This window comes from Citrobacter amalonaticus Y19 (assembly GCF_000981805.1).
GTDB classification, from domain to species: Bacteria; Pseudomonadota; Gammaproteobacteria; order Enterobacterales; family Enterobacteriaceae; genus Citrobacter_A; species Citrobacter_A amalonaticus_C.
On record NZ_CP011132.1, the window covers coordinates 3,275,278 to 3,290,554 of the forward strand.

The 15,277-nt window shown below is 55.0% G+C and carries 12 protein-coding genes; 2 read left to right on the forward strand and 10 right to left on the reverse strand.

Annotated features, from left to right (window positions below; all coding sequences use genetic code 11):
* Positions 1 to 130: 130 nt before the first annotated feature.
* The 3 genes from mazG to rlmD all read right to left on the reverse strand — a co-directional run bounded on the left by mazG (position 131) and on the right by rlmD (position 4,604).
* Positions 131 to 922 carry a nucleoside triphosphate pyrophosphohydrolase gene (gene mazG, locus F384_RS15080; RefSeq protein WP_046486522.1) on the reverse strand — a complete coding sequence of 264 codons (792 nt, stop codon included), beginning with the start codon at positions 920 to 922 and terminating at the stop codon, positions 131 to 133.
* A 97-nt stretch (positions 923 to 1,019) separates the two neighbouring features.
* Complete coding sequence (gene relA / locus F384_RS15085) at positions 1,020 to 3,254, reverse strand: GTP diphosphokinase (protein WP_046486523.1); 2,235 nt, start codon at positions 3,252 to 3,254, stop codon at positions 1,020 to 1,022.
* A gap of 51 nt (positions 3,255 to 3,305) precedes the next feature.
* The gene (gene rlmD, locus F384_RS15090; RefSeq protein WP_046486524.1) at positions 3,306 to 4,604 is read right to left on the reverse strand and encodes a 23S rRNA (uracil(1939)-C(5))-methyltransferase RlmD; all 1,299 of its coding nucleotides are present in this window, start codon (positions 4,602 to 4,604) and stop codon (positions 3,306 to 3,308) included.
* A gap of 57 nt (positions 4,605 to 4,661) precedes the next feature.
* Between rlmD and barA the strand changes: the two genes are divergently transcribed.
* A complete protein-coding gene (gene barA, locus F384_RS15095; protein WP_046486525.1) occupies positions 4,662 to 7,418 on the forward strand; it encodes a two-component sensor histidine kinase BarA in 2,757 nt (918 codons plus the stop codon).
* Between the two features lie 39 nt (positions 7,419 to 7,457).
* Here barA and F384_RS15100 read toward each other — a convergent pair whose 3' ends face one another.
* From F384_RS15100 to F384_RS15130, 7 genes are all read right to left on the reverse strand, one after another.
* Positions 7,458 to 8,600 carry a glycerate kinase gene (locus tag F384_RS15100; RefSeq protein ID WP_046486526.1) on the reverse strand — a complete coding sequence of 381 codons (1,143 nt, stop codon included), beginning with the start codon at positions 8,598 to 8,600 and terminating at the stop codon, positions 7,458 to 7,460.
* An 88-nt stretch (positions 8,601 to 8,688) separates the two neighbouring features.
* Positions 8,689 to 10,029, reverse strand: a complete 1,341-nt coding sequence (gene gudD, locus F384_RS15105) for a glucarate dehydratase (protein WP_046486527.1) — start codon at positions 10,027 to 10,029, stop codon at positions 8,689 to 8,691.
* Positions 10,030 to 10,049: 20 nt separating this feature from the next.
* Entirely contained in the window at positions 10,050 to 11,390 is a 1,341-nt protein-coding gene (locus F384_RS15110) for an enolase C-terminal domain-like protein (RefSeq protein WP_046486528.1), read from the reverse strand.
* Positions 11,387 to 12,745, reverse strand: a complete 1,359-nt coding sequence (gene gudP, locus F384_RS15115; RefSeq protein WP_046486529.1) for a galactarate/glucarate/glycerate transporter GudP — start codon at positions 12,743 to 12,745, stop codon at positions 11,387 to 11,389. The genes F384_RS15110 and gudP overlap by 4 nt, the downstream gene beginning before the upstream one ends.
* Before the next feature lie 482 nt (positions 12,746 to 13,227).
* Complete coding sequence (locus tag F384_RS15120) at positions 13,228 to 13,677, reverse strand: flavodoxin (protein WP_046486530.1); 450 nt, start codon at positions 13,675 to 13,677, stop codon at positions 13,228 to 13,230.
* 6 nt (positions 13,678 to 13,683) lie between these two features.
* A complete protein-coding gene (truC, locus tag F384_RS15125) occupies positions 13,684 to 14,478 on the reverse strand; it encodes a tRNA pseudouridine(65) synthase TruC (protein ID WP_046486531.1) in 795 nt (264 codons plus the stop codon).
* Positions 14,478 to 14,807: a YqcC family protein gene (locus tag F384_RS15130; protein ID WP_046498210.1), complete on the reverse strand. Its 330-nt coding sequence runs from the start codon at positions 14,805 to 14,807 to the stop codon at positions 14,478 to 14,480. The genes truC and F384_RS15130 overlap by 1 nt, the downstream gene beginning before the upstream one ends.
* On the opposite strand from F384_RS15130, the gene F384_RS29945 reads away from it, so the two are divergent.
* Entirely contained in the window at positions 14,806 to 15,042 is a 237-nt protein-coding gene (locus F384_RS29945) for a hypothetical protein (protein WP_155404009.1), read from the forward strand. The two genes, F384_RS15130 and F384_RS29945, sit on opposite strands and share 2 nt — an antisense overlap.
* Positions 15,043 to 15,277: the final 235 nt, after the last annotated feature.

Genomic DNA, 15,277 nt, shown 5'->3' on the forward strand with positions numbered 1-15,277 from the left:
CTCCTCTTCGTCAGCTCACATTTAACATCGGGAGTGAGAAAATAGCCCCTTTGGGGTAAATGTTTTTGACGCAAATCAAGAGCTTGTTATTTAAAAAATCACACAAAACGCCCTTGACCGCTCAAACTCCTTAGAGATCAATTTCCTGTCGTTTTACCTGCTGCCAGACTTCTTCCATCGTTTCCAGATCAACGCCGGTCATTTCCAGGCCCCGTGCCGCCACAATCCGCTCAACCTCACGAAAACGCCGCTCGAACTTTTCGTTGGCTTTTTGCAGGGCGGTTTCCGCTTTGGTGCCTAAGTGACGGGCCATATTGACAGTGGCAAACAGTAAATCACCCATTTCCTCTTCCAGTTTAGCCTGGTCGACAACGACCTGCCGGGCCTCGTGCATGACCTCGTCAATCTCTTCGTACACCTTATCGACCACCGGTCCCAGCGTCGTCCAGTCAAAGCCCACGTTCGAACAACGCTTCTGTATTTTCTGCGCCCGCATTAACGCCGGTAAACTACGCGGAATATCATCAAGGGCAGAATGCTGCGCTTTTTCCGCCCGTTCGCCTGTTTTGATCTGCTCCCAACGGGCCAGCACTTCGCTGCTGTCACGAGCCTTTGCATCGGCAAAAACGTGCGGATGGCGCCGCTCCAGTTTGTCACTGATAGCGGCACAAATATCGTTGAAATCAAAGCGCCCTTCTTCCTGGGCTATTTGCGCGTAAAACACCACCTGGAACAACAGATCGCCCAGTTCACCGCGCAGATCGTCAAAATCTTCACGCGAAATCGCATCAAGCACTTCGTAGGTTTCTTCAAGGGTGTAGGGGGCAAGCGTAGCGAAAGTCTGTTCGTTATCCCACGGACAGCCGGTTTCCGGGTCTCGCAGGCGTTGCATGATGCCAAGCAGGCGGTCAATTTGAGTCATTGGAACATCCTGAAAATACAGGCCCGATAAGCGAAGCGTCATCGGGCATTGTGATATTGCCGGATGACGGCTAACGCCTTATCCGGCCTACAAATAATTAATTGCCGTGCAAGCGACGCGCGTCAATCACATCGGGTACCTGATTCAGCTTGCTGAGCACACGTCCCAGTACCTGCAGGTTATAGATTTCAATCGTCATGTCGATGGTGGCAAGCTGCTGTTTGGTATCGCTACGGCTGGCGACGCCAAGCACGTTGACCTTCTCGTTCGCCAGAATCGTCGTGATATCACGCAGTAAGCCGCTGCGATCGTTGGCCTGTACACGCACCACCAGCGAGTATCCCGCCGAGTAGCTTTCGCCCCAGACGGCCTCTACAAGGCGCTCCGGCGCATGCGCTCGCAGCTCGACCAACTGCTCACAGTCCGCGCGATGGACAGAAATCCCACGCCCCTGGGTGATAAACCCGACAATCTCATCGCCCGGAATCGGCTGGCAGCAGCGAGCAATGTGATGCATCAGGTTGCCGACCCCTTCCACAACCACGCGACCATCATCTTTACGTCGGTTCTGTGGGGTATGCGTTTTCTGCTGAAGCTGCTTCAGCGCAGCGGCATCTTCTTCGGCTGCGCTCGGTTTGTTGAACTGCGATTGCAGGAAATTCACCATCTGATTCAGACGGATATCTCCGCCACCAATCGCCGCCAGCAACTCCTCCAGTTCGTTAAAGTTGTAGCGCGGCAGCAGGTGCTTTTCCGCTTCTTTCAGGCTGATCCCCAAATGCGACAGCTCATCATCCAGAATCTGCCGTCCTGCAAGGATATTCTTGTCCCGATCCTGTTTACGGAACCAGGCGTGGATTTTCGAGCGCCCGCGACTGGTCGTTACGTAGCCCAGATTCGGGTTCAGCCAGTCACGGCTGGGGTTTGGCTGTTTCTGAGTGATAATTTCAATCTGATCGCCCATCTGCAACTGATAGGTGAACGGCACAATGCGCCCACCGATTTTCGCCCCAATGCAACGGTGCCCTACATCACTGTGAATGTGATATGCAAAATCGAGCGGCGTAGAGCCGGCTGGCAGATCCACCACATCGCCTTTCGGCGTAAAGACGTAAACCCGGTCGTCAAAAACCTGACTGCGTACTTCATCAAGCATCTCGCCGGAGTCTGCCATCTCTTCCTGCCAGGCGATCAGCTTACGCAGCCAGGCAATGCGGTCCTCATGACCTGAACGCACCCCGCCTGCGACTGCGCCTTCTTTGTATTTCCAGTGTGCGGCAACGCCCAACTCGGCGTCCTCGTGCATCTGTCTGGTACGAATCTGGATTTCAATCGTTTTGCCGCCCGGCCCCAATACCACGGTATGAATCGACTGGTAGCCATTCGGTTTCGGGTTGGCGACGTAGTCGTCAAATTCATCCGGCAGATGGCGATAGTGGGTGTGCACAATCCCCAGCGCGGCGTAGCAGTCCTGCAAACGTTCAGCAACGATACGCACGGCGCGGACATCAAACAGCTCATCAAACGCCAGATGCTTTTTCTGCATTTTTCGCCAGATGCTGTAGATGTGTTTCGGGCGTCCGTACACTTCCGCCTTCACGCCTTCCGTTTTCATTTCTGAGCGCAGATGACCGACAAATTCTTCGATGTAGTGCTCCCTGTCGATACGTCGTTCGTGCAGCAGTTTGGCAATGCGTTTGTACTCGGCAGGATGCAGATAGCGGAAGCAATAATCTTCCAGTTCCCACTTCAACTGGCCGATACCTAATCGGTTCGCCAGCGGGGCATAGATGTTGGTGCACTCTTTCGCCGCCAGTACGCGTTCATCTTCCGGCGCGTCTTTCACCTCGCGCAGATGGGCAATGCGTTCGGCGAGTTTAATGACCACGCAGCGGAAGTCGTCGACCATCGCCAGCAGCATCCGCCGCACGTTATCGACCTGCTCTGAGGAGACGGAATCGGTATGGGTCGCTTTCAGTTGGCGAATGGCCGCCATGTCACGCACACCGTGAATCAGGTTGACGATAGACTTACCTACGCTTTCCTGCAGGGTATCTTCGCTAACGACATTGGCATCTGCCAGAGGGAACAGCAGCGCAGCCCGCAGCGTGTCGATATCCATACTCAGCGTTGTGAGGATTTCCACCATCTCCACGCCACGCCACAGCAGCAGTTCCGCATCCGGATGCCCCTGCGTCTGTTGCAGGCAATACGCCCAGGTTTCGGCTAAGCGTTCACATGACTGCTGGCTGGTGATCCCAAGACTTTCGATCCATTTTTTCGGGTCAAATTCCCCAGCTTTATTTAGATGTGCACTTCTTACCGCAACCATTGTCCTCTCCTTAAGGGACGTGACCTGTCGAAGTCGACAAGTCGTGATTCATTATGAATGCTCAAACAACACCATCGATTCCAGGTGTCCCGTGTGGGGGAACATGTCGAGCATCGCCAGCCGCTTAATCTGGTATCCTGCGCGTAATAACGCCTCACTATCACGCGCCAGCGTGGCAGGATTACAGGATACATAAACAATGCGGCCAGGCTGCAATTTTATAATATGTTGCATCACGCCTGCAGCCCCTGCGCGCGCAGGGTCGAGCAGGACTTTATCAAAACCGTTTTTGGCCCACGGTTGTCGGGTAACATCCTCTTCAAGATTTTCATGAAAGAATGTCACATTGTGTAACTCATTTTGTAGCGCGTTTTCGCGCCCTTTTTCCACCAGCGCAGGCACACCTTCTACCCCAACGACGCTTGCCGCCCGTGCCGCCAGCGGGAGCGTGAAATTGCCCATCCCGCAGAAGAGATCCAACACACGATCGCCAGGCTGTACGTCCAGCCACGCCAGCGCGCTGGCCACCATTTTCTGGTTCACCCCTTCATTAACCTGAATAAAATCACGCGGACTAAAGTTTAAGCGTAGTCCGTTTGACTCATACCAGGGCGTCTGACCAGATACCGTTTCCAGTATCTCGCTTTGCGGTGCCAGATACAGAGACAGACCCTTTGAATGCGAAAAGCGTTCCAGTTTTTCGTTATCCGCGCGACTTAATGGCGCGGTATGGCGCAGAATCATCAGCGTACCGCTGCCGGCCTGCACCAGTTCAACGTGTCCCAGATGGCGTATTCCCTGCAGGGTGCTGAGGCATGCCCTGAGATCGGGCAGCAATGCTTCAAGTTGGGGCACCAGGATGGGGCACTGTCTGACATCGACGATGTCGCTGGACGCCGCCTTGCGAAACCCCATCCGGAACTGCTGGGTTTTCGGTTGATAATGGAGACTTAACCGCGCGCGACGGCGATAGCCCCACGGCGCATTGGCGATCACCTCAGTGACATCATGGTTCATCAGGCGTGACAGCGCGGCGCTTTTACTGCGCTGTTGCAATTCGATACTGGCGTGCTGTTGCTGGCAACCACCGCAAATGCCAAAGTGCGGACAGCGCGGTGTTACGCGATCCGGGCTATCATTCAACCGGCGCTTAACCTGCGCTTTCGCGTACTGTTTTTTATCTTCGGTCATCGCCACGTCCGCACTTTCCTGCGGCAGCAATCCGGGGATAAACAGCGTCTTTCCGTTGTGTCGCGCAACACCCTGACCAAAAGAGTCGAGGTCATTGACGGTAACGGTTATGATCTGGCGCGTCGTCACGCGCCGTTTTGCAGAGTAGAATTGCGCCATCGACGAGGTTATTCTCAAATTAACAGTGTGACCCTAATTGTCCCATAACGGAACTCCATGACCAACTACAGCCTGCGCGCTCGCATGATGATTCTGATCCTGGCCCCTACCGTTCTCATCGGTTTACTGCTCAGTATCTTTTTTGTTGTGCATCGCTACCACGACTTGCAGCGTCAACTGGAAGATGCCGGCGCCAGTATTATTGAGCCCCTCGCGGTCTCTACCGAATATGGCATGAACCTGCAAAACCGCGAATCCATTGGCCAACTCATTAGCGTGTTGCATCGCCGTCATTCTGACATTGTGCGGGCAATTTCGGTGTATGACGAAAATAACAAACTTTTCGTCACCTCCAATTTCCATCTCAATCCGTCGGACATGCAGTTGCCTCCGGGCTCACCGTTCCCGCGCCGACTGAGCGTTGAGCGCCATGGCGATATTTTAATCCTGCGAACGCCGATCGTTTCGGAAAGCTATTCGCTTGACGAATCTCCGGCCACTGACGCGAAAAACGCGGGCAATATGTTGGGATATGTGGCGCTTGAGCTCGATCTCAAGTCGGTTCGCTTGCAACAGTATAAAGAAATCTTCATTTCAACGGTCATGATGCTGTTCTGTATCGGTATTGCGCTGATCTTTGGCTGGCGTCTGATGCGCGACGTGACAGGGCCGATTCGCAACATGGTCAATACGGTTGACCGCATCCGACGTGGGCAACTCGACAGTCGCGTTGAGGGCTTTATGCTCGGCGAACTGGATATGCTGAAAAATGGCATTAACTCGATGGCCATGTCGCTCGCCGCTTATCACGAAGAGATGCAGCACAATATCGATCAGGCCACCTCCGATTTGCGTGAAACGCTCGAGCAGATGGAGATCCAGAACGTCGAGCTGGACCTGGCGAAAAAACGCGCGCAGGAAGCCGCGCGCATCAAGTCTGAGTTTCTGGCCAACATGTCCCATGAGCTGCGCACTCCGCTGAACGGCGTGATCGGCTTTACGCGCCTGACGCTGAAAACCGAGCTGAATACCACCCAGCGCGACCACCTGAATACCATCGAGCGATCGGCAAATAACCTGCTGGCGATCATCAACGACGTACTCGATTTCTCAAAACTGGAAGCCGGTAAACTCATTCTTGAAAGCATTCCTTTTGCACTTCGCAATACGCTCGATGAAGTGGTGACGCTGCTGGCGCATTCATCGCACGACAAAGGGCTGGAGCTGACGCTCAATATTAAGAATGATGTGCCCGATAACGTGATTGGCGACCCGCTGCGTTTACAACAGGTGATCACCAATCTGGTCGGCAATGCGATCAAATTCACCGAGAACGGCAACATCGATATTCTGGTGGAGAAGCGCTCGCTGAGTAACACCAAAGTGCAAATTGAAGTACAGATCCGCGATACCGGCATCGGCATCCCGGAACGCGATCAGTCGCGCCTGTTCCAGGCTTTCCGTCAGGCTGATGCCAGCATTTCCCGTCGCCACGGCGGCACCGGGCTGGGACTGGTGATCACGCAAAAACTGGTTAACGAAATGGGGGGCGATATCTCCTTCCACAGCCAGCCGAATCGCGGCTCAACCTTCTGGTTCCATATCAATCTCGATCTGAATCCAAATGTGATCAACGACGGCCCGGCCACCGCCTGTCTGGCCGGGAAACGCATTGCCTACATCGAGCCGAATGCCGCCGCCGCACAGTGCACGCTGGATATTCTCAGCGAAACGCCGCTGGACGTGGTCTACAGCCCAACGTTTTCCGCGCTGGCCGTTGAACATTACGACTTTATGCTGCTCGGCGTTGCCGTCACCTTCAAAGAGCCGCTGACGATGCAGCACGAGCGACTGATTCAGGCGACCAAAATGGCCGAGTTCCTGATGCTGGCGCTGCCGTGCCACGCTCAGGTGAATGCCGAGAAACTTAAGCAAGACGGCGTGGCCAGTTGTCTGCTAAAACCCCTGACCTCCACGCGTCTGCTGCCAGCACTGGTGGATTTGTGTCGTCAGAACCCCCACGAAAGCCTGCTGACATCAGACGAAAGCAAAATCGCCATGACTGTCATGGCGGTCGATGATAATCCGGCGAACCTGAAGCTGATCGGCGCACTGCTGGACGATCTGGTTCAACACGTTGAGCTGTGTGACAGCGGCCAGCAGGCGGTCGATCGCGCGAAACAAATGCAGTTTGATCTGATCCTGATGGATATTCAGATGCCGGATATGGATGGTATTCGGGCCTGCGAACTGATCCACCAGCTCCCGCATCAGCAACAAACCCCGGTGATCGCCGTCACAGCGCACGCGATGGCAGGTCAGAAAGAGAAATTGCTGAGTGCCGGCATGAATGACTATCTGGCGAAACCGATCGAAGAAGAGAAACTGTATAACCTGCTGCAGCGCTATAAACCTGGCACTACCGCCCCGACACGCCAGCTTAGCGCAGAACCGACTGAACCCGTTTTCAATCCAAATGCCACGCTGGACTGGCAACTGGCGCTGCGTCAGGCTGCAGGGAAACCCGATCTGGCACGCGATATGCTGCAAATGCTGATCGATTTCCTGCCGGAAGTGCGTAATAAAATCGAAGAGCAACTGGTGGGAGAAAACCCGCAAGGCTTAATCGATCTGATTCATAAACTGCATGGCAGTTGCGGCTATAGCGGCGTACCGCGCATGAAGAATCTGTGTCAGTTGCTGGAAAGCCAGTTACGCGAAGGGACGCCAGAAGAGGATCTGGAACCCGAGTTTCTGGAACTGCTTGACGAGATGGATAACGTGGCGCGTGAAGCGCGCAAATGGCTGTTATAAGGCCGGACAGGCATCGCGCCATCCGGCCGACTGTTCGCTTCAGCGTAGCGTCTGTCCCATTTTGAGTGTTGCCGCGACGTTGCGCGCGGTCATGCGCACGTTCTCGGCGGCGTTTTTTAACGCGTCGTCCAGCGTACAGATGGTATAAATCACGCTAAATACGGCATCAAGTCCATGCTCATGGACGATGCCAACATCGGCCGTCAGGCTACCGGCAATACCGATCACCGGTTTGTGGTAGCGCTTCGCCACCTTCGCCACGCCTACCGGCACTTTGCCGTGGATTGTCTGGCTGTCGATGCGCCCTTCTCCGGTAATGACCAAATCGGCGTCGGCAACGCATGCATCCAGTTGCAGCGCATCGGTAACTATCTCAATTCCACGTCGCAGTTGCGCACCGCAAAACGCGTACAACGCCGCCCCCATACCGCCTGCCGCGCCGCCGCCAGCCAGTTCAAGGACATCCACCCCCAGATCGCGGGCGATAATCTGCGCATAATGCGCCAGTGCCGTGTCCAGACGGTCGATAGTTTCTGCCGTTGCCCCTTTCTGTGGGCCAAACACTGCCGAGGCCCCCTCTTTACCGATCAACGGATTGGTCACATCACACGCCACTTCGATACGGCATGCGGCAAGACGCGGATCCAACTGGCTGATATCAATTTTTGCAAGCGCGTCGAGCGCCGCACCGCCCTTACCAATGTCATTGTGCCGGGCATCGAGCAATTCTGCCCCCAGCGCCTGTACCATGCCCGCGCCGCCGTCGTTGGTCGCACTGCCGCCGAGTCCGATAATAATATGGTCTACGCCAGCATCCAGCGCATGACGAATCAACTCCCCGGTTCCCCAGGAGGTTGTTTTTAATGGATCGCGTAACGCGACAGGCACCTGCTCCAGACCGCTGGCCGCCGCCATCTCAATAAAGGCCGTGCGCTCGTCACCGGATAAACCATAAAACGCGGTGACCGGTTCCCCAAGTGGGCCCGTAACATCGACTTCAACAATGCGTCCCGTCGTTGCCTCAACCATGGCTTCGACCGTACCTTCTCCCCCATCAGCAACCGGAAGTTTTACGTAATCCGCATCAGGCCAGATTTCGCGAAAACCTTGCTCAATGGCATTCGCCACCTCAAGAGCACTCAAACTTTCCTTATACGAGTCCGGTGCGATCACTATTTTCATAAGCCGTCCTTACGCATGTTGACTCAGCTAAGCATACACCCGGTTTACCGATAAAAAATAACCGGTCCTTTTGGGACCGGTGTACATCTTAACGAACCATACACGGACGTTTGTTATCGAACGTCCAGTTCGGGATCAGATACTGCATCCCCATCGCGTCATCACGCGCGCCCAATCCATGCTTCTGATACAACTCATGGGCTTTCATCACCTGGTCCATATCCAGCTCAACACCCAGACCCGGTTTCGCCGGAACCTGCACCATGCCGCCTTTAATTTCAAACGGCTCTTTGGTCAGGCGCTGGTTGCCTTCCTGCCAGATCCAGTGGGTATCGATCGCCGTGATCTTGCCCGGTGCCGCCGCCGCGACGTGGGTGAACATCGCCAGTGAAACGTCAAAGTGGTTGTTGGAGTGTGAACCCCAGGTCAGACCGAACTCATGACACATCTGCGCGACGCGCACAGAGCCCTGCATCGTCCAGAAGTGCGGGTCAGCCAGCGGAATATCCACCGACTGCAATGACAACGTATGGCCCATCTGACGCCAGTCGGTGGCGATCATGTTGGTGGCCGTCGGCAGACCGGTAGCACGACGGAACTCCGCCATCACCTCGCGGCCTGAGAAACCCTGCTCAGCACCGCACGGATCTTCCGCGTAGGCCAGCGAACCTTTCAGGTACTTACCGATTTTGATCGCTTCATTCAGTGACCAGGCACCGTTGGGATCCAGCGTGACCCGTGCCTGCGGGAAGCGTTTTGCCAGCGCCACAATCGATTCTGCCTCTTCTTCCCCTGCCAGCACGCCGCCTTTCAGTTTAAAGTCGTTGAAACCGTATTTTTCATACGCGGCTTCAGCCAGACGGACGACCGCATCGGGCGTCATCGCCTCTTCATGACGCAGACGATACCAGTCGCACTTCTCATCCGGTTGGCTCTGATACGGCAGCGGCGTGGCGTTGCGGTTACCGACGAAGAACAGATAGCCGAGCATTTCCACTTCACTACGCTGTTGACCGTCGCCCAGCAGCGAAGCCACGTTAACGCCCAGATGCTGCCCCAACAGATCCAGCAGTGCAGCTTCAATCCCGGTGACGACGTGGATGGTGGTGCGCAGGTCAAACGTTTGCAGGCCGCGACCGCCTGAGTCACGATCGGCAAAGGTATTGCGTACCGCATTCAGCACGTTTTTGTACTCGCCAAGCCGTTGACCCACCACCAGCGGGATCGCATCTTCCAGCGTCTTACGGATTTTTTCGCCACCGGGGATTTCACCGACGCCAGTATGACCCGAATTATCTTTGATAATCACAATATTACGCGTGAAGAATGGCGCGTGCGCACCGCTCAGATTCATCAGCATACTGTCGTGTCCCGCAACCGGGATAATCTGCATGGCCGTAACCACCGGGGTGGTAAATTGTGCGTTCATTGTTGAGTCCTTATACAAAATCAGTGACGGCCGAAAACGGGACGTTTACGGTCAAAAGTCCAGCCGGGGATCAGGTACTGCATCGGGCCTGCGTCATTTCGCGCGCCGCCTGGCAGTTTTTTGTAGGCTTCATGCGCCTTCTGAACCTGATCCCAGTCCAGTTCAACACCCAGTCCAGGGGCGTCGGGAACGGCAATTTTTCCGTTTTTAATCTCAAGAGGATTTTTCGTCAGGCGACAGTCGCCCTCCTGCCAGATCCAGTGCGTGTCGATGGCGGTCGGTTTACCCGGCGCAGCGGCGCCAACGTGGGTAAACATCGCCAGTGAAATATCAAAGTGGTTGTTAGAGTGGCAGCCCCAGGTCAGCCCCCAGTCGTCGCACAACTGTGCTACTCGCACCGCACCGGAAAGTGTCCAGAAATGCGGATCGGCGAGAGGGATGTCGACGGCATTGAGCATCACCGCATGGCCCATTTCGCGCCAGTTAGTGGCGATCATGTTCGTCGCCACCGGCAACCCTGTGGCCCGGCGGAATTCCGCCATCACTTCGCGACCGGAGAATCCCTGCTCTGCGCCACACGGATCTTCTGCATACGTGAGCACATCATTTAGCCCTTTACACAGCGCGATGGCTTCATCAAGCAGCCAGGCTCCGTTTGGATCAACGGTGATACGCGCATCCGGAAAACGCTTTTTCAGCGCACGGGCGGTGTCGATCTCTTGCTCGCCCGGCAGCACGCCGCCTTTGAGTTTGAAATCTTTAAAGCCGTAGCGATCCTGCGAAGCTTCCGCCAGGCGCACCACGGCGTCGCTGTTCAACGCTTCCTGATGGCGCAGGTGATACCAGTCGTGATTGCCCGGCGTGGCCTCCAGATAGGGCAGATCGGTTTTGGTGCGATCGCCGACGTAGAAGAGATAGCCGAGCACGGTCACCGCATCGCGCTGTTTGCCAGGTCCCAACAGTTCGCAGACCGGCACGTTGAGCGCTTTACCCAGCAGATCAAGCAGGGCAGCTTCCAGCGCGGCCACCGCGTTTACGCGCAGTTCGAAAGTCCATGCGCCTTTGCCGAAGGTATCAAAGTCAGCCGCCTGATTGCCTTTGTGTACCTTCTGAACCACATTGTTCAGCCGGGCCACTTCCTGGCCGAGCACCATCGGAATGGCATCCACCAGCGTCTGGTAGATCACCTCACCGCCCGGTGCTTCACCTACGCCGGTGTTGCCGGCGTTATCGGTGAGAACCACGATATTGCGGGTAAAATACGCATTATGCGCGCCGCCAATGTTGAGAAGCATACTGTCATGTCCGGCGACCGGAATGACCTTCATGTCCGTGATAACGGGACTGGATTGCGTCGTCATGATAGTTGTCCTGCGACAGGTTTCAGTTCGATACGTTTAATATCCCCCACCAGCACCAGATAGCTCAGTACCGCCACCAGGGCATGCACGCCCACATAGATCAGCGCGCCGTTAAAGGAGCCTGTCGTGCCGACGATATAGCCAATCGCGATGGGCGTTACGATACCGGAGATGTTGCCGAACATGTTGAACAGACCGCCACTCAGGCCGCTGATCTCTTTCGGTGCGGTATCGGCCATCACCGCCCAGCCCAGCGCGCCGATGCCCTTGCCAAAGAACGCCAACGCCATGAAACCGATGATCATCCACTCAACGTTGACGTAGTTACAGAACACCATCACCATCGACAACAGCATCCCCATCACGATAGGCGTTTTACGCGCAATGTTCAGCGAGCCGGTCCGACGCATCAGCCAGTCGGAGATAATGCCGCCCAGCACTCCGCCGACAAATCCGCACACGGCCGGAACCGAGGCCACGAAGCCCGCTTTCAGGATCGACATGCCGCGAGCCTGCACCAGATAAACCGGGAACCAGGTAATAAAGAAGTAAGTCAGCGCGTTAATGCAGTACTGGCCGATGTATACGCCGATCATCATGCGGGAACCCAGCAACTGCTTGATCTGCCCCCACCTCACGCTAAACGGCTCTTTGGCTTTGGTGTCTTTCTGATCCATGTTGATCAGCGCACCGCCTTCTGCAATATATTCCAGCTCTTTCTTGTTCACGCCCGGATGCTGGTTTGGTTCGTGGATCACTTTCAGCCAGATAAAGCTGATAACAATCCCGAGGCCGCCCATAAAGAAGAACACGTGCGACCAACCCACTTCATGCGTCAGCCAGCCCATGATCGGGGCGAAAATAACGGTGGCAAAGTACTGTGCAGAGTTGAAGATCGCGACTGCCGTTCCCCTCTCCTGCGCCGGGAACCAGGCCGCGACAATACGACTGTTGCCGGGGAAGGACGGTGCTTCCGCCAGACCGACGAGGAAGCGCAGGGTAAACAGCGCAACGATAATGCCGAATCCGCTGAAGATATCGACGAAGCCCTGTAACAGGGTAAACATGGACCAGATGAAGATGGACCAGAAGTAAACACGTTTGGAACCAAAACGGTCCAGCAGCCAGCCGCCCGGGATCTGCCCGATAACGTAGGCCCATGAGAACGCAGAGAAAACGTACCCCATACCGACTGGATCCAGACCAATGTCTTTGGCCATCTCCGAACCGGCAATGGATAAGGTGGCGCGGTCGCCATAGTTGAAGGAGGTGACGATAAACAACATCACCACTATCCAGTAGCGGGCATTTGTGCGTTTTTCCGCACTGCTCGCAGCCTGACTTAATGAACTCATTGTTGCACTCCTGAATTTTCGCGTTAGTCACGCTCACTCTGAACAGCACAACTGGTAGGGGATCAGAGGTGACGTTTCGTGTTTTTTTGCAGCTTTTATTAGGTCGTTCGCCTTGCTAACTGCATTTTTTTATTACTGGCAGGAGAAGTATAAAAAGCACCAGGTTCTTGCTCACCGTGCAAGAACCCAACATTTAGGCAACGTATCACTTATGTTTATGGCAAAAGCCCAGGGTGATGGAAGCGACTTCACGGAAATGAAAACATATAACGGAAATCGCGCGGGGCTTACGTGGAAAAGGCAGGAGTGTGAAACAGGTCGCTTGACCCTATGAAAACGCCCCTAAAAACCCTTCAATAACGAAGGCTTTTAGGGGCGTTTGCCTGAGGCTAACACGATTCAGTATTGGGTAGACTAGAGGCAGGTCGTTCCCGCGCCTGGTGTCACAAAGGAGTCCCTCCCGGTAGGGGGAGGGTTAACTCTCAGGGTAAAAGGGTGCCCCAATGTTCAACCCAGGGATTGGATTCGCTTTCAGGCTCCGGGTGCTCGCTGGCATCAATCAGCAGCATTTCACCCACGCGCTGTGCGCTCTGTTCCTGCAACAGGGCGTCAAACTGTTTACCGCCGTTGCAGAAATTGACGTAGCTGCTGTCACCCAACGCAATCACGCCGTAACGCAGATTGGGCTGAAAACCCAGTTGGTCTTTGATCCCCTGAAACAGCGGCACAATACTGTCAGGTAAGTCGCCCTGCCCGGTCGTGGAGGTGACCACCAGCACGATTTTGTCCTGATATTCCTGCCAGTCCGTCAGTTCAGGATCTTCAAAAACGGTCGCTTTGTGCCCCTGAGCCGTCAGGATCGCTTCGGCCTCTTCGGCAACCAGCAGCGCATTGCCATACATCGTCCCGACAAAAATCCCAATTTCCGCCATGCTTAATTACTCCCTGGATGAAGAACTTATTCCTTCATCCTGACCTGCTGGCTCACTTAACTCAACCCTTTCATTCTCAGGGAGAAGTCCCTGCCAGCCAAAGTGTGATAATGCCTGCATCCAGACCGTATCCAGCCCCGCATGAATCGTCAACGGTTCACCGGTAAACGGATGCGTCAGCGAAAGCTGACTGGCGTGCAGCATCAGCCGGTTGCAGCCAAAGTATTCCGCCGCGCTGCGGTTCTGTCGCAAATCGCCATGCTTGCTGTCGCCAATAATCGGATGGCGCAGGTGCGCCAGATGACGTCTGAGCTGATGTTTGCGTCCTGTTTGTGGATCCAGTTCCACCAGTCCGTAACGCGTCGTCGGATAACGTCCGGTCGCCACGGGCATTTCAACGGTAGCGAGACCGCGGTAATGGGTCACGGCAGGCTGCGGGTCCTTGTTTTCGCGGGCAAACTTATCGGCGATTTTATCCAGTTCTTCCACCAGCGGATAATCGAGTACCGCCTCCTCCATCAACCATCCACGGACAATAGCGTGATAGCGTTTTTGCATCTGATGTTGCTCAAACTGCTGCGCGAGACGGCGTCCGGCTTCGCTGGATAACCCCATCAGCAGCACACCGGATGTCGGTCTGTCGAGGCGATGGGCGGTAAACACATGCTGACCAATCTGGTCACGCACGGTTTGCATCACCACCACTTTTTCGTCGCGATCCAGCCAACTGCGGTGCACCAGCCAGCCGGATGGTTTGTTGACCGCAACCAGCCACTCGTCCTGATACAAAATTTCCAGCATCAGGATTTATCTTGCGCGAAAAGCGCATCCAGTGCCTGCAACGCCGCCAGCAGGATTTCACGCTGCGGATGATCGGCGGTCAGCGCCATTTCGTAGTATGGCGTGACGGCAAACGCCTCGGGCAGCGGTTGCGCGCTGTCCAGTAGATCATGCATACGGGGGATCAGAACCCATTGCAGCCACTCAAGCGGCTCCATCGTATCCATACAAAACGGTTGGGTGCTGGTAAACAGGTGGGTTTCGGGTTCATCCATCCGCCAGTGTTGATGTTCACGCAGCAACGCTTCAAGTGCATGGAGCTGCTGACGCACACGGTCATGAGTCGTCATGAAAGTCACCTCAATGATGAAAAATCTGGCGCGAAGGATACCACCAGTAAAAAAAGAAACAAAAAAAAGGGAGCACTGTAAAAACAGTGCTCCCGGTTCGTTTCGCAGCATTCCAGCTACTTTTCGTGCTCCCTGCTCATCCGTGACAACTTTTCCTGTGGTCTTGCGACCTGTTGTTCATCCTGAACATTTGCATCCTGCACCACACCACCCCGATGTGATTACTTCATCCTGAAGCATCCTGGCCATCCTGACCCACCGACTATCCTGACCGGCTCTCGTTCTCCTTCCTGGAGGTGTCCTTTAACGCGCTCCTGCGTTTTCCACTTCACTTCATCCTGAAGCCTTTCCCTGTAACACCGTCCTGGTGTGTCCTGCCGAAGTGCCATCATCCTGATGTTCACTTCGTTGTGCGACTCCCTGTCGACGTAGATAGAATCGCCTTTTTCACGCCGTCTTACAAGGTGCTT